At 64.1% G+C, this 19,907-nt stretch carries 13 protein-coding genes; 9 read left to right on the top strand and 4 right to left on the bottom strand.

Annotated features, from left to right (window positions below; genetic code table 11):
* Positions 1–90: 90 nt before the first annotated feature.
* The 7 genes from BUS12_RS03260 to BUS12_RS03290 all read left to right on the top strand — a co-directional run bounded on the left by BUS12_RS03260 (position 91) and on the right by BUS12_RS03290 (position 14,885).
* Positions 91–1,209 carry a metallophosphoesterase family protein gene (locus BUS12_RS03260; RefSeq protein ID WP_074294220.1) on the top strand — a complete coding sequence of 373 codons (1,119 nt, stop codon included), beginning with the start codon at positions 91–93 and terminating at the stop codon, positions 1,207–1,209.
* Positions 1,206–3,833, top strand: coding sequence for an AAA family ATPase (locus tag BUS12_RS03265; RefSeq protein ID WP_074294221.1), 2,628 nt, complete (start codon positions 1,206–1,208; stop codon positions 3,831–3,833). The genes BUS12_RS03260 and BUS12_RS03265 overlap by 4 nt, the downstream gene beginning before the upstream one ends.
* On the top strand, positions 3,830–7,474 hold the full coding sequence (recC, locus tag BUS12_RS03270; protein ID WP_074294222.1) for an exodeoxyribonuclease V subunit gamma: 3,645 nt from the start codon (positions 3,830–3,832) through the stop codon (positions 7,472–7,474). Before BUS12_RS03265 ends, recC begins: the two co-directional genes overlap by 4 nt.
* Complete coding sequence (recB, locus tag BUS12_RS03275; RefSeq protein WP_074294223.1) at positions 7,471–11,355, top strand: exodeoxyribonuclease V subunit beta; 3,885 nt, start codon at positions 7,471–7,473, stop codon at positions 11,353–11,355. The genes recC and recB overlap by 4 nt, the downstream gene beginning before the upstream one ends.
* Positions 11,352–13,493, top strand: a complete 2,142-nt coding sequence (gene recD, locus BUS12_RS03280) for an exodeoxyribonuclease V subunit alpha (RefSeq protein ID WP_074294224.1) — start codon at positions 11,352–11,354, stop codon at positions 13,491–13,493. The genes recB and recD overlap by 4 nt, the downstream gene beginning before the upstream one ends.
* A gap of 136 nt (positions 13,494–13,629) precedes the next feature.
* Complete coding sequence (locus BUS12_RS03285) at positions 13,630–14,340, top strand: response regulator transcription factor (RefSeq protein WP_074294225.1); 711 nt, start codon at positions 13,630–13,632, stop codon at positions 14,338–14,340.
* Positions 14,341–14,501: 161 nt separating this feature from the next.
* The gene (locus BUS12_RS03290) at positions 14,502–14,885 is read left to right on the top strand and encodes a transposase (RefSeq protein ID WP_074294226.1); all 384 of its coding nucleotides are present in this window, start codon (positions 14,502–14,504) and stop codon (positions 14,883–14,885) included.
* A 52-nt stretch (positions 14,886–14,937) separates the two neighbouring features.
* Here the strand turns inward: BUS12_RS03290 and BUS12_RS03295 are convergent, their stop codons facing one another.
* On the bottom strand, positions 14,938–15,684 hold the full coding sequence (locus BUS12_RS03295) for a Crp/Fnr family transcriptional regulator (RefSeq protein ID WP_074294227.1): 747 nt from the start codon (positions 15,682–15,684) through the stop codon (positions 14,938–14,940).
* 153 nt (positions 15,685–15,837) lie between these two features.
* Between BUS12_RS03295 and BUS12_RS03300 the strand changes: the two genes are divergently transcribed.
* Positions 15,838–17,511: an acyl-CoA synthetase gene (locus BUS12_RS03300; RefSeq protein ID WP_074294228.1), complete on the top strand. Its 1,674-nt coding sequence runs from the start codon at positions 15,838–15,840 to the stop codon at positions 17,509–17,511.
* An 82-nt stretch (positions 17,512–17,593) separates the two neighbouring features.
* Here BUS12_RS03300 and BUS12_RS03305 read toward each other — a convergent pair whose 3' ends face one another.
* The 3 genes from BUS12_RS03305 to BUS12_RS03315 all read right to left on the bottom strand — a co-directional run bounded on the left by BUS12_RS03305 (position 17,594) and on the right by BUS12_RS03315 (position 19,231).
* Positions 17,594–17,818, bottom strand: a complete 225-nt coding sequence (locus tag BUS12_RS03305; RefSeq protein WP_074294229.1) for a hypothetical protein — start codon at positions 17,816–17,818, stop codon at positions 17,594–17,596.
* 237 nt (positions 17,819–18,055) lie between these two features.
* On the bottom strand, positions 18,056–18,259 hold the full coding sequence (locus BUS12_RS03310) for a cold-shock protein (protein ID WP_012428559.1): 204 nt from the start codon (positions 18,257–18,259) through the stop codon (positions 18,056–18,058).
* Positions 18,260–18,592: 333 nt separating this feature from the next.
* Positions 18,593–19,231: a LysE family translocator gene (locus BUS12_RS03315; RefSeq protein ID WP_074294230.1), complete on the bottom strand. Its 639-nt coding sequence runs from the start codon at positions 19,229–19,231 to the stop codon at positions 18,593–18,595.
* Positions 19,232–19,611: 380 nt separating this feature from the next.
* Between BUS12_RS03315 and BUS12_RS03320 the strand changes: the two genes are divergently transcribed.
* Positions 19,612–19,875 (top strand): H-NS histone family protein, encoded by a 264-nt coding sequence (locus BUS12_RS03320; RefSeq protein WP_074294231.1) that lies wholly within the window; start codon positions 19,612–19,614, stop codon positions 19,873–19,875.
* Positions 19,876–19,907 lie beyond the last annotated feature (32 nt).

Below are 19,907 nucleotides of genomic sequence, written 5' to 3' on the forward strand. Positions count from 1 at the left end.
TACCAGGACACGCTCTGTCCCGACGTCACGGTAACATCCACCATTCATGACGCACGCAGCCTCATACGTCATTCATCGAATGGAGACCCCATGATCAGATTCCTGCACAGCGCAGACTGGCAGATCGGCACGCAATTCGGCCAGTTCGACGCCGAGGAAGCCGCGCATCTCGCCGAAGCGCGTTTCGAAACGGTGCGGCGGATCGCCAGTGAGGCCACCGCGCGCCGCGTCGATGCAGTGCTGGTGGCCGGCGACGTCTTCGATCAGCAGACCGTCTCCGACACGGTCATCCGGCGCCTGTTCGGCGCGCTGGCGGGCTATGCCGGTCCGTGGATCATGCTGCCCGGCAACCACGATGCCGCGCTGGTCGAAAGCGTCTGGACGCGTGCACAGCGCTTGAACTGCATACCAACCAATGTACGCGTCGTACTGACGCCGGGCGTCGTGCTATTCGACGAACTCAAATGCGCGTTCTTGTGCGCGCCGCTTACGCAGCGCATCACCTATGACGACACCACCACTTTCTTCGACCACGCCGAAAGCCCGACCGACTATTTCCGCGTCGGGCTTGCACACGGCAGCGTGAGCGGCATCCTGCAAGAGGGTATCGATTCGACCAACCCGATCGCACCGACACGGGCTGAGACCGCGCGCCTCGACTATCTCGCGCTGGGCGACTGGCATGGTCACTTCCAGGTGAATGAGCGTACGTGGTACGCCGGCACGCACGAACAGGACCGCTTTCGCGCCAACGACCCGGGCTTCATGCTCGATGTGACGCTGCAGGAGCTGGGCGCGCTGCCGTCGGTGCAGGCTGTGCCGGTGAGCAAGTATCGCTGGCTGCGCTGGGAAGAAGAGATCGTGGTGCCGAGCGACGTCGACGCGTTGACGCTGCGTTTGCAGGCACTGGGCGCGGCCGACGTCCTCAAGCTCGACATCCGCGGCACGACCGATCTCGCCTCCGCCGAGGCCGTGCGTCTCGCGGTGGACGAGACCCGCGCGCGCGTGCGTGCACTGCGCGTCGAAATGACGGAGCTGCAAGTGCAGCCCACAGCGAGCGATCTTGCCGCGCTCGGGGCGCAAAGCGGCTACCTCGGCAAAGTGGTCGCGCGGCTGCGCGATCTGCAGGCGGACCCGCAGCAGGCGACGTTCGCAGCGGAAGCGCTGCTGCTGCTCGCCCAGTTTCAGCGTGAAGCGAGGGCTGCATGAAGCTCGAAAGTATTGCGATTCAGGAATTCAAGCAGTTCAATGGACGTTTGTTTATCGGCGACCTGGAGCCGGGGCTGAACCTCTTCACCGGTCCGAACGAGGCGGGCAAGAGCACGATTGCGGAAGCGGTGCGGACGGTGTTTCTCGAACGCTACAAGGCGTCGCATCTGAAAGACCTCTTGCCTTGGGGCAAGGCGAGCGGACAGCCTTCGGTTGAAGTGAGTTTCAATCTCGACGGTGTGGCTTGCACGCTGGCCAAACAGTTCGTTACCCGGCAACGCTGCGACTTGCGGATCGGTCAGCAGGTCTTCGGCGAGGATGAAGCCGAGGACCGGCTGGCGGCATTGCTCGGCTTCTCGCGCGCGACGCGCGGCGCGATGAAAGCGGACCAGGCTGGCGTGCCGGGTTTGCTATGGGTGCAGCAGGGCGAGATTCACGACGTGCGCGACGCAAGCGGACACGCGGCGCTGTATCTGCGCGATGCGCTCACGCAGCTTTCGGGCAGCACCGGCTCGGGTGGTGAAGACGTGCTGATCGGCGCGGTGCAACGCGAATTGCGGCAACTGCTGACCGCCCGCACGCAACGCGCAACCGGTCCGCTTGCCGAAGCCGAGCAGGCACTGGCGGCGCTCGCGGTCGAGCGCGATACGCTCGAAGGGCAGCGTCGTCAGTTCGACGAGAACCTCACGCGTCTTGCCACGCAGCAGGAAGCCTTCGAGGACGCGCAACGCAAACGCCCATGGGAAGCGCATGAGCAAAAGGCGGTGCAGGCGCAAGCGCGTGCCGCTGCACTGGCCGAACTCGAGCGTAACGTGCAAGGGTTGGCGCAGACACTGCAAGTGCACGAGGCGGAATTGACGCTCGCGTTGCAGCAGGAGCAAAACGCAGCGGACCAGGAAGCGACGCTCGCTGACGAACGGCAGCAACTCGAACGCGCAAAAGCAGCCGTGCTTGCCGTCGAGGCCGAGTATGGCCAGGCAAGCGAGCGTGTGACGCGTTGCCAGCAGACCAACGACGCCGCGACCCGCGCATTGGAACTCGCGAATGCCGCGATGATGGCGCAGGACCTGCACAGCCAGATCGCGATGTATCGCGCTGAAATCGACCGGCTCGAAGCATCGATCGCCGCGGCCGAAGCGGCGCAAGCCGCGGTGCTCGAGGCCACGCGTACCGCGGCCTCGCTCGAAATCGACGCGGCCCAGTTGCAGCAACTGCAGGCGCTCGAGTCGCGCACCAGCGTGTTGAAGGCGCGCAAGGAAGCGGCGATGACGCGCATCGACTACAGGCTGAGCGGCGGCGCTATCGTGGTAGGCGGCGAAACGCTGACCGGTGAAGGCGTCTTGCGGCTCGACGCTGAGCAGACCATCGAGCTGCCGGGTCTGGGCGAACTGCGTATCGTGCCCGGCGTCTCCGATCTGGCGGCGCTGCGTACCGAACTGTCCGATGCCGAGGCGCAACAGGCAGAACTGCTGCGGGCGCTGGGCGTGGCCTCGCTGGGCGATGCGCAGGCGCGTCAAGAGCAATGGAAGGCGCAGCTCGCGCAACTGCAGAGCCAGCAGAAGATTCTCGCGGTGCATGCGCCGAAGGGCATCGAGCCTTTGCGTAACGACCTGGCGAGTGCAATGGCGCGGCGGCAAACCGCAGACCAGCGACTTGCCGCGTTGCCGGATGTCACGGGCGCACCGGCGGTGGACGACGCGCGCCGCGCGGCGGACGACGCACGCCAGGCGCTCGACTCCGCGACGCGCTCGCTGGCCGTGGCGGGCGAGCATCGTTCGAATGCGCAGGCGATGAGCGGCTCGCTCGCCGAGCAGGTGCAGCGTAAAGAAGCCCAGTTGCAGGATGCCGCGTTCCGCGAACGTCGCGCGCAATGGCAGGCGAAAATCGTCGAACAACGCGCGCACGTGGCCGCCTTGACGAAGCAGCGTGACGAGCGGAACCAGGAACTCGGCGCCGCGCGCACCGACGACCCGGTTGCAGAGGCCAAACGCTATCGCGTGTCGGCGGATCTCGCGCGCACCGAGCAGCAGGAACGGCAAGTGCGGATCGCCGAACTGCGCAGCCAGTTGGAGACGATGGGCGCATCGGGGCTTGGCGAGCGGCTCGCCACGGTGTCCGCTTCGCTCGAACAGATGGAGCGGCGCAAGAACGAGCTGAGCGCGCGCGCCGGCGCGTTGAGCCTGCTCGACAAGGTGCTGGTCGAGGAGCGCGATGCCGCGGTTGCCCAACTGCGTGCGCCGCTGACCGAACGGCTGGGCCATTACCTGAAGCGTATTTTTCCGCAGTCAGCGCTCGAACTGGGCGACGACCTGAGCCCGGTGGCGCTGCAACGCGAAGGCCGCATCGACACGCTCGACGCCCTCAGTTTCGGCACCCGCGAACAGATGGGGATTCTCACGCGCCTTGCCTACGCCGACCTGCTGAAGGCCGCGGGTCGTCCCACCTTGCTGATGCTCGACGATGCCGCCGTCCATACCGACGGCACGCGTCGCGATGCCCTCAAGCGCGCCTTGCTCGATGCGGCGACCCGTCACCAGATCCTGCTGTTCACCTGTCACCCGGAGTTGTGGGACGATCTGGGCGTCAAGCAACGCGCGATCGACGACCTGAGGGCCGCCGCATGAGTTCGATTCCCGCAGGACTGATGCTCGTTCACGGCAATCAGCCGGAGCGCTTGCGCGACCTGATGGTCCAATGGATCCGCCAGCATCCGTTGGGACCGCTCGAAAAAGAGGTCATCCTCGTTCAGAGCAACGGTATTGCCCAGTGGCTGAAGCTCGCGCTCGCCGCGGATCCGGAAGACGGCGGCTGCGGTATTTCGGCCGCGCTCGACATGTCGCTGCCGGCGAGCTTTCTGTGGCAGGTGTACCGCGCGGTGCTCGGCGACAGCGCCGTGCCGGCGATTTCCCCGTTCGACAAATCACGCCTCGTCTGGCGCCTGACGCGTCTGTTGCCGGAGCTGCTCGAGTCGCCGGGCTATGCGCCGCTCAAGCGCTTCATGGCCCACGACGGCGATCAGCGCAAACGCTTCCAGCTCGCGCAGCGCGTGGCGGATCTGTTCGACCAGTACCAGGTTTATCGTGCGGACTGGCTCGCGGCGTGGGCCGCGGGTGAGGACGTGCAGATCGACGCGCGCAACAAGCGCACGCCGCTGCCGGACGAATACCGCTGGCAGGCCGCGCTCTGGCGGGCGCTGCTGGAGGATGTGGAGACGCACGCCGCAGCGGGCGCCGAGATGGCCACGGCCGGCCGCGCCGCAGTCCACGACGAATTTCTGCGCCGTGCCGCGGAGATGTCAGAACATGAGCGGCCACCTGGGTTGCCGCGCCGGGTCATCATTTTCGGCATTTCGAGCTTGCCGCGTCAGGCCGTGGAAGTGCTCGCCGCGCTCTCGCGCTGGACCCAGGTGCTGATGTGCGTGCATAACCCTTGCGCGCACTACTGGGCCGATATCGTCGCCGATCAGGATCTGTTGCGTGCGCAACGTTCCCGCCAGCAGCGCCGTCACGGCGCGCCGGCCACCATGGACGACGCGCAGTTGCATCTGCACGCGCAACCGCTGCTGGCGGCGTGGGGCAAGCAGGGCCGCGATTTCATCGGCCTGCTCGACGAATACGACAGCGCCGAAGCGCGCGAGCGCTACACCGCGCATTTCACCGGCATCGGGCAGCGCATCGATTTGTTCGAAAGCGACGATGCGTCGACCATGCTGCAGCAATTGCAGGACGACATCCGCGATCTGCGGCCGCTGCCCGAATCGCGCGAGCTGTGGGGCGCGGTGGACGCGAACGCCGACCACTCGATCCGCTTTCACGTCGCGCACAGCCCGCAGCGCGAAGTCGAGATCCTGCACGACCAGTTGCTGGCCGCGTTTGCCGCCGATCCGACGCTGCGTCCGCGCGATGTGATCGTGATGGTGCCGGACATCGAGGTCTACACGCCGCATATCCAGGCCGTGTTCGGTCTGCTGGATATGGACGACTCGCGTCATATTCCGTTCAGCGTCGCGGACCGTGGCCAACGCGATTTCGATCCGCTGATCGGCGCACTCGAAACGCTGCTCGCGCTGCCGCAATCGCGCCTGACCGTCAGCGATGTGCTCGACCTGCTCGAAGTGCCCGCCTTGCGCGCGCGTTTCGGTATCGATACGGATGATTTGCCGAAGCTGCGTAGCTGGATCAGCGGCGCCAACATTCGCTGGGGACTGCACGCCGAACAACGCGCGAGTCTCGGCTTGCCGCAAGCCGGCGGCGAGAGCGCGCCCAATAGCTGGGCCTTCGGCCTGCGCCGCATGTTGCTCGGCTATGCGGCCGGCGACAAGGCCGGCGCGTGGCACGACATCGAACCGTATGCGGAGATCGGCGGTCTCGATGCGGCCTTGCTTGGACCGCTGACGCGTCTCGTGGATGCGCTCGACGAAACCTGGCAGACGCTGCGCCAACCGGCCACCGTGACTGGCTGGTGCACACGTCTGCGTTGGCTCAAGACTACCTTCTTCGCACCCGACGACAGCGAAGACGCCTACACGCTGGAACGCCTCGACGCCGCGCTCGAAGCGTGGCGCGACGCCTGCGACGAAGCGGCGCTGACCGGCGAATTGCCGCTGTCGATCGTCGGCGATTACTGGCTCTCGCAGTTCGAAGGTGGCGGCCTGACCCAGCGCTTCTTCGCGGGCGCCGTCACCTTCGCCACGCTGATGCCGATGCGCGCGATTCCGTTTCGCATCGTCTGCCTGCTCGGCATGAACGACGGTGACTATCCGCGTAACCGCATGCCGCTCGACTTCGATCTGATGCGGCGCGACTACCGTCCTGGTGACCGCTCGCGTCGCGAGGACGACCGCTATCTGTTCCTGGAGGCGCTGTTGTCGGCGCGCGAGCATCTGCATGTGTCGTGGGTGGGGCGCAGCGTCAACGACAACACGCCGCGGCCGCCGTCGGTGCTGGTCGGCCAGTTGCGCGACCATCTGAAAGGCGGCTGGCATTTGAAAGGCGCGGCAGGGAACGAGCCGGATGCGTTGCTGCATGCGTTGACCGTCGATCACCGGTTGCAGCCGTTTAGCGCCGAGTATTTTCCGGCGAAAGCGGGTGCGTCGAAGCTGTTCACGTATGCGCGGGAGTGGAACCAGCCGGTGTCGGAGTCGGAGTCCGGCGCGAGCGTGGATAGGTTGGAAAACGGTAACGACGCCGAGCTGCAACCGCTCGAACGTGACGAGCCGCTCTCGGTGCGCGAACTGGCAGATTTTCTCAAGGATCCGGTCAAGAGCTTCTTCCGCCATCGTCTGCGCGTCGCCTTCGAAACCGAGGATGCCGCCAGCGAGAATCATGAGCCGTTCGAAGTGGATCAGCTCGAAGCGTGGCAACTGCAAAACGAACTGATTCGCGCCCAGGCTGCCGCGCTTGAACGGGGTGAACAGGATCTGCTGCCTGCAGCGCAAAACCGCCTCGAGCGCATGCATCGCAGCGGCGATCTGGCGGCCGGCGGCTTCGGCGAAGTGATAGCCGACGACCTGATGGAGCCGATGGCCGATCTGTTCGAACGCTATCGCGCCGAGTTGCAGCGCTGGCCGGAGCGGCTCGACGAGCAATACGAACTGCGCGTCGATGGTGGTGCGGACCTGGGTGCGCTGAGCGTCGAAGACTGGATCGGCGAGTTGCGCACCAGTCCCGATGGCAGCCACGGCCGGGTCTTTCTCGACCCCGGCACGCTGATCAAGGACCGCAAGTATCGCGGCGACCGGCTCATTGCCTACTGGGTCGGGCATCTGGCCGCGCAGCTCGCCGTAGGTGCGGTGACGACGGTGATCGTCAGCAAGGTGGGCAGCGTCGAATTCGCGCCGCTCGCGACAGAGGACGCGCACGCGCATCTGCTGACCTTGTTGCGTGCATGGGACGAAGGCACGCGTCGGCCGTTACCGCTCGCCGTCAAAACGGCGTTTGCCTGGCTCAGGAAACGGCCGGGTTCGCTCGACTTCGCGGATGCCGATGACTTCGCCGGTGAATCCGGCGAAAGCGCGGACGTGACCGCTGCGCTCGTCGAAGCGCGCGACGCCGCTCGTATCGCCTACGAAGGCTCGGGCCGCCAGCAGGGCGAGCGCGATACCAATGCCTACCTGTACCGGGCGTACCCGGATTTCAGCGACCTGGCCGCGACCGGCGAATTCGAGCGGCTGGCGGTTGCGTTGCTGCTGCCGCTGCATCGCGCGATTCCGGCGTCGTCGTCGAAATCGAAGAGCACAACTAACAACGCCGGAGACGCGCAATGAACGCCACCTTGACACCGCCGCTCGCCGGGCCTGCCGAGGTGCTACGTCCGCTCGAGTTTCCGCTGCAGGGCAGCAGCCTGATCGAAGCCAGCGCGGGTACCGGCAAGACCTTCACGATCGCGATGCTGTACGTGCGGCTCGTGCTCGGTCACCGTGGAGCGGATAGCGAGGCGCGTCCGCTGACGCCGCCGGAGATCCTCGTCGTCACGTTCACGGATGCCGCCACCAAGGAACTGCGTGAACGTATCCGTGCTCGCCTGATCGAAGCCGCTGAGTACTTCCGCGCCGATCCGGCCAGGGTCGAGGCTGCGGCTGCAGCGCGTCCGGAAGGCGAAGACCTGCTATACGACCTGCGCAAAGGTTATGCGACGGAACAATGGGCCGCCTGCGCCCGCCGCCTGCAACTCGCCGCCGAATGGATGGACGAGGCTGCGGTCTCCACGATCCACGGCTGGTGCAACCGCATGCTGAGCGAGCATGCGTTCGATAGCGACAGCCTGTTTTCGCAGACGCTCGAAACCGACCAGAGCGAGTTGCGCGCGGAAGTCGTGCGCGATTACTGGCGTACCTTCCTCGCGCCGCTCGACGCGCTGTCCGCATCCGAAGTCCGCCAATGGTTCGCTAGCCCGACCGCCTTGCAGGCGGAAATTCGCGGTCTGCTCGGCCATGCCGATCTGCTGCCGAAGGCGCCGCCGCCGCTCGAAGCGCTGCAACAGGCCCGCGAAAAACAGCGCGAACATCTCGACCGTCTAAAGGCCAACTGGCCCGTATGGTGCGATGAAATTCAGGCGCTATTCGACGACGCGCGCGTCAAGAAGCAGTTCAAGGCCACCAGCCTGAACGCGCCGAACTGCAAGAAGTGGATCGACAAGCTGCGCGATTGGGCCAACACCCCCGAGATGCTGCGGCCCGATTTCGAGGATTCCGCAGCGGTGTGGACGCGTTTTACCCCGGCAGGGCTCGCCGAAATCTGGCTCATCGGCGAGCCGCCGGCGCATCCCGCCTTCGTCGCGATGGAGACGCTGCGCGATGCACTGGACGCACAACCGACGGCCTACCACGCCCTGTTGTCGCACGCTTCGCGCTGGATCACGCAGCGTTTCGCGGAGGAAGAGGCGCTTCGTTCGCAGATGGGTTTCGACGATCTGCTCACGCGCCTCAACGACGCCTTGCACAAGCCGAACGGTGCGCGTCTCGCCGAGATCATCCGTCAGCAATACCCGGTTGCGCTGATCGACGAGTTTCAGGACACCGACCCGGTGCAGTACCGTATCTTCGATGCCGTCTATCGCATCGCCGACAACGACCCGGACACGGCGATCATTTTGATCGGGGATCCTAAGCAGGCCATCTATGCCTTCCGTGGCGCGGATATCTACACGTATCTCGAAGCGCGGCGTGCCTGTGCCGGACGGCTGTTCACGCTGAAGAAGAATTTCCGCTCGACGCTGGAGATGGTGGAAGCGGTCAATCGTTGCTTCGACGCGGCTGAAGAGCGGCGGGACGGTGAGGGCGCCTTCCTGTTTCGCGGCGCCGAGGGCGGCGATAACCCGCTGCCGTTCATTGCGGCCGAGGCGCAGGGCCGCAAGGACCGGCTGCAAGCCGACGGTCACGATGTGCCCGCGCTGAGCGCATGGTGGCTGCCGTCCGCGGAAGAGGGCAAGCCTCTCAGCAAGGAAGCGTACCTGCGCGGCATGGCCGCCAGTTGCGCGACCGAGATGGTGCGGCTCCTCAACCTGGGCCAGACGGGCGCAGCAGGCTTGCGCGGCGCAGACAGCATGGCGCCGCTGCAGCCCGCGCATATGGCGGTGCTGGTCAACAACGGCACCGAAGCGCGCGCGATCCGCATGGCGCTGGCCGAACGCGGCGTGCGCAGCGTCTATCTGTCCGAGCGGGATTCGGTGTTCCAGACCGACGAGGCGGGAGAACTGCGGCTCTGGCTGGCGGCATGCGCGGACCCCGACGATGGACGTCTGGTGCGCACCGCGCTGGCGACGGTGGCGCTCGGACTCGATTGGGCCGCGCTCGATGCCTTCAATCGCGACGAGCTCGCGTGGGAAGAGTGCGTGTTGCAGTTCCGCGGCTATCGCGATTGCTGGCGCAAGAAGGGCGTGCTGCCGATGCTGCGCCGCCTGCTCAACGACTTCCACGTGCCGCAGCGCTTGCTCGGCCAGACCGCGGGCGCTGCGGTCAACGGCGAGCGCGTGCTGACGAACCTGCTGCATCTGGCGGAGTTGCTGCAGCAGGCGAGTTCGCAGCTCGACGGCGAGCATGCGCTGATTCGCTATCTCGACGAACAGCGTCAGGACGAAGGCGGCGGCGCGGGCGGCGATGCGCGGCAACTGCGGCTCGAAAGCGATGCGGGGCTCGTGCAGGTCGTTACGGTCCACAAGTCGAAGGGGCTGGAGTATCCGCTGGTGTTTCTGCCGTTTGCGTGCACCTATCGGCCGGCCAAAGCCGACGACATGCCGCTCAAATGGCACGACGAGGAAGGTCAACTGCATATCACGCTGGGCGATGCTAACGTGCTGCCGCGAGCGGACCGCGAGCGGCTCGGCGAGGACCTGCGCAAGCTCTATGTGGCGCTCACGCGGGCGCGCTACGCGACGTGGGTGGGGATTGCGCCGATCCAGAGCGTCGAGTTGAGCGCGTTCGGTTATCTGCTGAGTGGCGGCAGGCCGATTGTCGCCACTGAGCTTGCAGACCTGCTCACGCAGTTAAGGGGCGAGTGCGCAGAAATCAGCGTCGCCGAAGCGCCGCCCGCGAACGACAAACCGTTCGTGCCGCGCGGCGCGCAACAGGTACGTGGCGACGCGCGCCGCTTGACGCGGCGCGTGCGCGAGCATTGGTGGATTGCCAGCTATTCGAGCCTGCGCAAGGACAACGGCGTGATCGGCGGCACGCTGGTCCATGCCGTTGCGGCACGGGTGATCGACGTGGAGCCGGACGAGTCGCGCGTCGCGCCGGAGACTCGTAGCGAGGACGTGTTTCACGAATTGCGCGAGGCGGAAGCGCTGGATGACGACGAGGCCACACCGCTAGCGTTAGCGCCGGCACCTGGCTCAGCCGCCGCAGCGCTCGCCCAGCAGGTGGATCAAACCTTGCACGGTTTCCAGCGCGGCGCGGATGCCGGCAGTTTCCTGCACGACCTGATGGAATGGGCGGCCAACGAGGGCTTTGCAAAGCTCGCCGCGGACGAACAACTGGTACGCGACACGGTAGCGCGCCGCTGCAATCTGCGCGGCTGGGCGCGCTGGATCGAACCGCTGACGGATTGGCTGCTATATCTGCTGCGCACGCCGCTCGCGCTGCCTGCTGTCGAAGGGGAGGCCGTGCCGCCCGTCGTGCTGGCGAAGCTGACCTCCTACATGGCAGAAATGGAGTTCTGGCTGGCCGCGCATACGGTCGACACGCAAGTACTCGACCAACTGGTGTGCGACCTGACGCTCGATGGCGCACCGCGGCCCGCGCTCGAGCCGGCCCGGCTGAACGGCATGCTTAAGGGCTTTATCGATCTGGTGTTCGAGCACGACGGCCGCTACTACGTGGCGGACTACAAGTCGAACTGGCTCGGCGCCGACGACACGGCCTACACGCCGGCGAAGATGCGCGCGCAGATCCTGCATTCGCGCTACGAACTGCAGTACGTGCTGTATCTGTTCGCGCTGCATCGGCTGCTGAAAGTGCGGCTACCCGATTACGACTACGACCGCCATGTGGGCGGCGCGGTCTACCTGTTTCTGCGCGGCGGCCGTGCGCCCGGCCAGGGGCTGCATATCGAGCGGCCGCCGCGCGAGTTGATCGAAGAACTGGATGCGTTGTTTGCGCATCGCCCGGACGGCGAAGAGGCCGAGGAGTACGCGTTGAAGGAAGCCGAATGACGACCCGCTCTACTGACACCGTTGCCGTCATCGACGCGAAGGGCGACACCGCGCGCATGCTCGTCGTGCTGGACCAGTGGGTCGAGCGCGGCTGGCTGCGTGCGCTCGATGCCGGCTTCGCGCGCTTCCTGTGGACCGAGGAACCGCAAGCGCCGCCGCTGCTGGTGCTGGCGGCCGCGCTCGCGAGCCATCAACTGGGGCGCGGCCACGTGTGCCTCGACTTGCAGGCAACGCTCGACGACCCCGCCTTCGCGCTCTCGTTGCCGCCCGATGGACCGCAAGCGTTAGCGGCGCCAGAACCGCCTCAAGCGCCCGCCGAGGTGCTGGCCGGCGTCAATCTCGCACGCTGGCTGGCGGCGCTCGATCAACCGGCCCTGGTGGGGACCGAGGCGGGCAATACGCCGCTGGTGCTCATCGGCACGCGGCTCTATCTGCGCCGCTATTGGCAATACGAGCAGGACGTGCGCGCTGGTATCGAACGGCGGCTTGCTGCGTCCGCGCAAATGGAAGCCTCGCTGCAGGCCGATTCCGCACGCACCGCGCTCGACGCCTTGTTCCCCCCGCGCCCCGCGAATGCGACCGGCGCAGACTGGCAAAAGCTCGCCTGTGCGCTCGCTGCGCGCAGTGCGTTCAGCATCGTCACGGGCGGTCCGGGTACCGGCAAGACGACGACGGTGGTGAGGCTGCTGGCGTTATTGCAGACCCTGGCGCTTGGCGCTGCGGCGGGGAACCCGCTGCGGCCCGCACGGCCTCTGCGGATTCGTCTCGCCGCACCGACCGGCAAGGCCGCCGCGCGCCTGAACGAGTCGATCGCGGGAGCCGTAGAGAAACTGCCGATCGAAGCGCTGCCGAACGGCGCTGCCGTGCGCGAGGCGATTCCCACCGTCGTGGCCACGCTGCATCGCGTGCTGGGCACGCGCCCGGACAGCCGGCGGTTTCGTCACGATGCGGGCAATCCGTTGCCGGTGGACGTGCTGGTGATCGATGAAGCGTCGATGGTCGATCTGGAGATGATGGCGGCTGTGCTTGACGCGCTGCCCGCATCCGCGCGGCTGATTCTGCTGGGCGACAAGGATCAGTTGGCGTCGGTGGAAGCGGGGGCCGTGTTGGGCGAACTGTGTCAGCGCGCGGGCGAAGGGCATTACACGCCGGCCACGCGCGACTGGCTGCTGGCGGCGACCGGCGAGCGGATCGACGCAGCCAGGATCGACGAACACGGCACGGCGCTCGATCAGTCGATTGCGATGCTGCGGGAAAGCCATCGGTTTTCGGCGCAGAGCGGTATCGGCCAGCTCGCTGCGCTCGTCAACGCCGGCGACGCGGCGGGCGTCGCGCAGGTCTGGAAGCACGGGCATGCGGATCTCGCGCTGCTGGTCTGTTCCGCGCAGGACGATGCGTCGTTCCGGGCCTTGGTGATCGATGGATACGGCGGGGCCGCGGCGTCCGATCAGCTATTCGGCGCCAATGGCGAACCGGGCCGCCCGCGGCACGGCTACCGGCACTACCTGCAGACCATGCGCGAGCGCCAGCCTGAGCGTGACGCCGGACCCCTCGCGTTTGACGCGTGGGCCGGCGAGGTGCTGAAGGCGCACGGCGAGTTCCAGTTGTTGTGCGCGCTGCGCCGCGGTCCGTGGGGCGTCGAAGGACTCAACAAGCGCGTCGCGCGGCTGTTGCAGGAAGAGGGCTTGATTGCCGCTCGCGGCGAATGGTATCCGGGCCGGCCCGTGCTCGTGACCCGCAACGACTATGAGCTCGGGTTGATGAACGGCGACATCGGCATCACGCTCGAACTTCCGGGCGCGCCGCAAGAGAGCTCGGTGCTACGGGTGGCGTTTCCCGCCGGCGACGGTATGGGCGGTATCAAGTGGGTCTTGCCGAGCCGCTTGCAAGCGGTGGAAACGGTGCTCGCGCTCACTGTGCACAAGTCGCAGGGGTCGGAGTTCATGCACGCGGCGCTGGTGCTGCCCGATACGTTCAGCCCCATTCTGACGCGCGAACTGGTGTACACCGGCATCACGCGGGCGCGGGCGTTCCTGACGCTGGCGATTCCCGAAGGCAAGCCCGTGCTCGATCAGGCGGTGTGCGCCAACGTGCAGCGAGCGAGTGGGTTGATGGCGGGGTTTGGCAGCGTACAATAAATGCACGCCAATGCGCGGCGTGCCTGTGAACCGAAGGCCCTGGTCGTCAGCAGGCGCGTTGCGCGACGAATCATCCCGGACAGCCAGGAAAGGCTGATGCCGTGGGTATGGCGCCCCGTTACTACAAGAGGCGAGCATGAGAATCGCGGTACTCGATGACGATCCTGCCCAAACTGCTTTCGTGCATGAAACGATGTCAGCGGCCGGTCATGTTTGCCATACCTTCGCCGAAGGTCGTACGTTGGTTCAGCAGTTACACCGCCAGACCTTCGATCTTCTGATTCTCGATTGGGTCGTGCCGGACCTCTCCGGCGAAGAAGTCCTGCGCTGGGTTCGCTCAACACTCGCCGAGCGCGTACCGGTGATCTTCATGACCTCGCGCGGCCGGGAAAGCGACATTGTATCCATGCTGAACGCTGGCGCGGATGACTACGTCGTCAAGCCCGTCGCTGCAAGCGTTCTGCTTGCGCGCGTCGGTTCGCTGCTGCGCCGCACTTACCAGCTCAACACGGCCGCGGTCAAAGCCGCGTTTGGCGATTTCGAATTCGATCTGAACGCTAAACAGGTACACGTGAAGCAACAATTAGTGAGCCTCACGCAGAAGGAATTCGAACTCGCGCTCTTGCTGTTCCAGCATCTGAATCGCCCGTTGTCACGGGCGCATATCGTCGACATGGTCTGGAAACAGACTGTCGACATTCCGACGCGCACCATGGATACCCATGTTTCGATGCTGCGCTCGAAGCTCGGTTTGCGACCGGAAAATGGCTACCGTCTCACGCCGATCTACGGCTATGGATACCGGCTCGAACAGATCGGCGACGAGGTGGTCGAGACTCGCGAGTAGAACGTGGACACGAATTCGCGCGAATCCATTACGCAGATCTAACAAGATTTGACTTTCTTCGAGTAGCGCTTAAGTTAAGCTGAATGCAAGGCCCTGGCAGGTGGCTGTTGGCCCATTTGCCAAGGCGAACCTCAGTCGCGTAGTACGTGTTCCTCACTTGCATGAATACTCTCGAATCGACTCAATCGCATTCGTCGGCGCCCTTCGCGCTTCCTGTTGAGGACCTGACCGACGCGCAGTGGGAGCGCATTGTTCCCCTGCTGCCCGAGCTGAATCACGGCGTTGTTCGCAGAGGGCGTCCCTGTGTCAATCTGCGTGGTGTCGTCAACAGCGTTCTGTGGGTCTTGCGCACGGGTAAAGCATGGAACGCTATGCCGGCTAATTACCCTCCCTATCAGACATCGCATCGGTATTACCTGCGTTGGCGCGAGACGGGCGTGTTAGCGGATATCGCATTCGAACTCTTTCGCACCGATACGGTGTTGACCCGTTACGTTTCGCGCAAGCGCGATCCACACGGAAGGCACGAAAGCAAAGCCGCTTGAGTTCGGGCCTAAGCTTGAGCTTGATTGCGCATAAGGCGCACGTTTGCGCCGGCTAGATCTGTTCCTGGCCAAATGCGCAAAGGCGCTCGAGATCGACCACCTCGATCTGGTTGTACGCGAGCCGCAAAATCCCCTGTTTCTCCAGGCTCTGCAAGGCCTGGTTGATCCGCTGGCGCGAGACGCCGGCAAGCAACCCCACTTCTTCCTGTGAGATCGCAAGTGTGCGCCCCGTCTCGGGGTAAAGATCCGGATTGAACAGTTGCGCGAGCGACTGGGCGACCCGCGCGTCGACGTCGAGCAAGCGGCTATTCTGGATCGAGGCGATAAACTCGCCCATGCGATTGTTAAGCTGACGGATCACGAAGCCGGTGAACGGCAGGCTCGACGACAGCAACGCATGGAACGTGGCCGACGGCACGAACAGCACCAGCGACGGTTGAATGGCCGCCACATCGTATTTGCGCAATTCGCGCTTGATCACGCTTCCCTCGCCGAACCAGCCCCCGGGTGGCACCCCCGAGAGGGTGCAACTGCGACCCGTCGCGTTGTAAATGGCCAGCTTGAGCAGGCCGCTATGCACGCCGATCCAGTAATCGGACGGCGCCTGACGTCGCGCAATCCACGCACCGCTCTCGCGATACTCCGCATGTGAACTCGCGAGGACGAGCGCCTGATGTTCCGCAGCCAGCGCGCGAAACCACGCGCATTGGCCGAACAGGCGGGGTAGATCCGCGCGCGTGAGCTCGTCCGGCCGAATCGCTCTGGGAGCGTCGATGGCGGTATCCGGAGCATCATCCATAGGTCGCTTGAAGAAGAAAAGAATCGGGCAAGGCGCCGCAACACAGGAGTCTGTCATTTGAACGACAGACAGCGCACGATAGAAGTTGTTAGCCTATTTGAACATAAGATGCAGAAACGAATGGGAGCCCCGGGCTCCCGAGGAGACGATCCGATGACGCATATGTTCGACGAAGGCCTTGGCCGCCGTGAGGCCAACTACGTTCCGCTCACGCCGGTCGACTTCATCGCGCGTGCAGCCGAAGTCTACGGCGACCGTCTGGCGGTCGTCCACGGCGCGATTCGCCGCACGTGGCGCGAGACCTACGAGCGCAGCCGGCGCCTCGCCGGCGCGCTGCGGCATGCCGGCATAGGGCGGGGCGACACCGTCGCGGTGCTGCTGCCCAACATTCCTCCGATGATTGAGGCTCACTTCGGCGTGCCGATGGCGGGCGCGGTACTCAATACGCTCAACACGCGGCTCGATATTCCTTCGATCCTGTTCATGCTGCGGCATGGCGAAGCCAAGGCGTTGATCGTCGATACCGAGTTTGCCGAGCTGGCGCATCGTGCTTCGCTGGAGTTTCCCGATCTGCGGATCGTGAGCGTCAACGACGTGATGCCTGCGGATCCGCACAAGTTTCCGCGTGCCACCGACTACGAGGCCTTTCTGCAGGAGGGCGACCCGCAATTCGCATGGCAACCGCCCGCCGACGAGTGGGATGCGATCGCGCTGAACTACACGTCGGGCACGACCGGTGATCCGAAGGGTGTGGTCTATCACCACCGCGGCGCTTATCTGAATGCGGTGAGCAATATCCTCGAATGGGATATGCCCAGGCATGCAGTCTATTTGTGGACATTGCCGCTGTTCCATTGCAACGGCTGGTGTTTTCCGTGGACGGTGGCGGCGCGCGCCGGCGTCAACGTCTGCTTGCGCAAGTTCGACGCGAAAACCGTGTTCGACCTGATTCGGACCGAAGGCGTCACTCACTATTGCGGTGCGCCGATCGTCCAGAGCGCGTTGGCTAACGCACCCGAAGAATGGCGCGTGGGTATTGGGCACCGGGTCGCCACCATGGTCGCCGGTGCGGCGCCTGCGCCCGCGGTGATTGCCAGGATGAAGGAGATCGGTTTCGATCTGACGCATGTGTATGGCTTGACCGAAGTCTACGGACCGGCGGCGGTGTGCGCCAAACAGGCGCATTGGGACAGCGTGAGCGACGATGAACGCGCGCGGCTCAACGCTCGCCAGGGTGTGCGCTATCACCTGCAGGCGGCCGTCACCGTGCTGGATCCGGACACGCTCGAGCCTGTGCCGAACGACGGCGAGACGCTTGGCGAAATCATGTTCCGCGGCAACATCTGCATGAAGGGTTATCTGAAGAACGAGCGCGCCACTGAAGATGCCTTCAAGGGCGGCTGGTTCCATACGGGCGATCTAGGTGTGCTGATGTCCGATGGCTACGTGCGCATTCGCGACCGCAGCAAGGACATCATCATCTCAGGCGGGGAAAATATCTCGAGCATCGAGATCGAAGACACGTTGTACCGGCACCCGGCCGTTTCGGTGGCCGCCGTCGTGGCGATGCCGGATCCGAAATGGGGCGAGGTGCCGTGTGCCTTCGTCGAACTCAAGGAGGGGGCCGAGGTGACCGCCGACGAGATCATCGCGCATTGCCGTCTGTTTCTGGCCAGTTTCAAGCTGCCCAAAGCGGTTCGCTTCGGAGAGCTACCTAAAACGTCCACCGGGAAGATCCAGAAGTTCGAGCTGCGTGCGCGTGTGAAATCCGGCAGTGCTATCGATCTTGGCGCTGGGAGCGCCAGCCAGCCTCAAGTCAAACCTTGAGGCAGTATTCGCCTGGTTGCGAGCGGCATTCCGCGCCGTATGGGGCGCGGATTTCGCTGCTAACGGATGCGGTCGGGACGTCTTAGCCGCGGCTGTCGACCCACTTGCGGGCCCAGCGGCACGAGTGCTGCAGCGCCTGCTCTTCGTTGTTGAAGTAGTCGAGCGAATAGAACTGGTAGCGCGTTTCCGCAGGTACAGTGCCGGCGCGTTCGAGCAGCAGGTTAGAGGAAAACGACCCGTCAGGCAGACGATGTGCCGAGGGTTGGACGGCATAGCCGTTGTAATGATGAATGTGTTTGTTTTGCATTTTATTTTTAAATAGTCGTACGCGTGCGCGGCGATCTGGACAAGCCAGTTCGAGCCGAAGAGAATGCGTATCGTGAGAGGCGTTTAAGCCGGTCAAGCCAGGGGGGAATGAGGGGGCAAGCGAGGCGTTTGGCGCAACGAAACTGCTTAGCGATTGCACCAGCTGTGGGAGAACAAACTCCGCGAGGGATGTCGCTGCAGCCCGGTACCCGTAGTCGGATACCGGACCCTTCAAACTTTACAGCGGCTTGATGTTAGCCGCTTGCAGACCCTTGGGGCCTTGCTTCGTTTCGAAGCTCACCTTCTGGTTTTCAGCCAGCGTCTTGAAGCCGTCGCCGCTGATTTCCGAGAAGTGAGCGAACAGGTCGTCGCCGCCCTTGTCCGGTGTAATGAAGCCAAAGCCCTTGCTGTCGTTGAACCACTTAACGGTGCCGGTATCCATGAAGAATCCTTGAGGAAAAAAAAGTAAATAATCGCTCGCGATGGAGCACGTGAAGCGTCAAGGAGGGAGAGGACAACGAATACCGCTGAGAGAGCGAGCAATTGATGAACAGCAATCGAACTTCTTGAACTTCGATGGCCACAATAGCTGCACGAGGCCACCGCCGTCAAGGATTATCTTGTAAAGTTTTCGTCAGGCTGTGCGTGACGCGGTAGAAAACGGTCAGGCCCCCTTAGGAAAACAGCATGTTGCGATTTCCCTCTATGTCACGCCAGGCATGGTGTTAGGGGACATCGCAACGAAGCTTGCGGGAGCCGCTTTTCGTGCTGCGGCCTACAGGCCGACGCGGTGTGCGGCGAAGATCAGTCGGAGACCCAGCGCGGTGATGGCGCTGGCCGCTACACGGTCGACCCAGGTCTTGGCTCGCAGATACAGTTCACGCGGACGCTTGCTCGAGAAACACAATGCGACCACGGTGTACCAGCCGGCTTCGATCATGAAGATGGCCGGCGGCAGCGCGAAATAACACCACAGCGGCGGATGCTGGGGCAGTAATGCGGCAAAGATACTGCCGTAGTAGATGGCGGTTTTCGGATTGCTGAGTTGCGTGCTCAAGCCGATCCAGAAAGATTTGCGCGCATTGCTGCCGCCATTGAGTGCGCCTTGATTGAATGCGAGCGGCTTCTTTGCGCTGCGCCATATCTTCGACGCCAGATAGATCAGATAGAGCCCGCCCGCCACCTTGAGGCTCACGTACAGCCAGGTGACGGCGGCGAGCAGGGTGTACAGACCCAGCAGCGCGACGCCACTAAAGAGCACCCCGCCGATTCCCATACCAAGCGCCGTGGCCAATCCATCGCGACGCGACAGGCCGATCGAATTGCGCGCGACGATGACGAAACTCGGTCCAGGACTCATGGCGCCGATCAGCAGCGCGGTGAGAATGGTGGCGACGGCGGTTGACGGAGACATGGCTGCTTTCCTTTGAAGGTGGGAGATCGAGGCCAGAATCGTAAAATAGCACGTTGGTGCCCGCTTATCGAAGGCTCCAGCCTCGCTTTTGCCGTGCGCGGCGGAAAAAATGGGTGCTAAAATTGTCTAATAGACGCTAAAGCGGCCCTTGAGGCTAAAGGGCCTGACGGGCGACGATTCGAGCCGCTTGCCAAACGGATTTCCTGATCAATAGATGATGTGTCGGGCAACTTTTCCGGGGGCGCATCCACGCGCACACAGGCAACGTGAGGTCGAACGGCGTTCGGCCCACGCGAATCACGTATAGGCTTCGCGTCGGTTAGCGAAGCCTTTTATTTTTTCAAAACGCGCGCAATTGCCGCCGTGACATTCGATACGTTATGAAAGAGCGACAAGAACAAGCCACGTTCGATTTCGACGGGAACGCACGCGAGCGCCTGGTTCTGTGGATACGTCACCGCATGGAGGAATACGGCATTACGCTGGAAGCGTTGGCCGAATCGATTGAAGCGGATGCCACTGCGACCCGGGCCGTCATGTACCGGGACGCCTTCGGCAATACCTGGGACGGCCACGGCGAGAAGCCGGACTGGCTCGCACGGGCGATTCACGCCGGTCAGAATATCGATCACTTCCGCTGCTAAACCCAGCTATCGATATGAACAACGCTTCGTTG

It is taken from the genome of Paraburkholderia phenazinium, assembly GCF_900142845.1.
GTDB lineage: Bacteria > Pseudomonadota > Gammaproteobacteria > Burkholderiales > Burkholderiaceae > Paraburkholderia > Paraburkholderia phenazinium_A.

Excerpts from the sequence above, each read along its gene's own strand:
- BUS12_RS03260 (WP_074294220.1), top strand. The coding sequence starts at position 91 with ATGATCAGATTCCTGCACAGCGCAGACTGGCAGATCGGCACGCAATTC.
- BUS12_RS03265 (WP_074294221.1), top strand. The coding sequence starts at position 1,206 with ATGAAGCTCGAAAGTATTGCGATTCAGGAATTCAAGCAGTTCAATGGA.
- recC (WP_074294222.1), top strand. The coding sequence starts at position 3,830 with ATGAGTTCGATTCCCGCAGGACTGATGCTCGTTCACGGCAATCAGCCG.
- recB (WP_074294223.1), top strand. The coding sequence starts at position 7,471 with ATGAACGCCACCTTGACACCGCCGCTCGCCGGGCCTGCCGAGGTGCTA.
- recD (WP_074294224.1), top strand. The coding sequence starts at position 11,352 with ATGACGACCCGCTCTACTGACACCGTTGCCGTCATCGACGCGAAGGGC.
- BUS12_RS03285 (WP_074294225.1), top strand. The coding sequence starts at position 13,630 with ATGAGAATCGCGGTACTCGATGACGATCCTGCCCAAACTGCTTTCGTG.
- BUS12_RS03290 (WP_074294226.1), top strand. The coding sequence starts at position 14,502 with ATGAATACTCTCGAATCGACTCAATCGCATTCGTCGGCGCCCTTCGCG.
- BUS12_RS03295 (WP_074294227.1), bottom strand. The coding sequence starts at position 15,684 with ATGGATGATGCTCCGGATACCGCCATCGACGCTCCCAGAGCGATTCGG.
- BUS12_RS03300 (WP_074294228.1), top strand. The coding sequence starts at position 15,838 with ATGACGCATATGTTCGACGAAGGCCTTGGCCGCCGTGAGGCCAACTAC.
- BUS12_RS03305 (WP_074294229.1), bottom strand. The coding sequence starts at position 17,818 with ATGCAAAACAAACACATTCATCATTACAACGGCTATGCCGTCCAACCC.
- BUS12_RS03310 (WP_012428559.1), bottom strand. The coding sequence starts at position 18,259 with ATGGATACCGGCACCGTTAAGTGGTTCAACGACAGCAAGGGCTTTGGC.
- BUS12_RS03315 (WP_074294230.1), bottom strand. The coding sequence starts at position 19,231 with ATGTCTCCGTCAACCGCCGTCGCCACCATTCTCACCGCGCTGCTGATC.
- BUS12_RS03320 (WP_074294231.1), top strand. The coding sequence starts at position 19,612 with ATGAAAGAGCGACAAGAACAAGCCACGTTCGATTTCGACGGGAACGCA.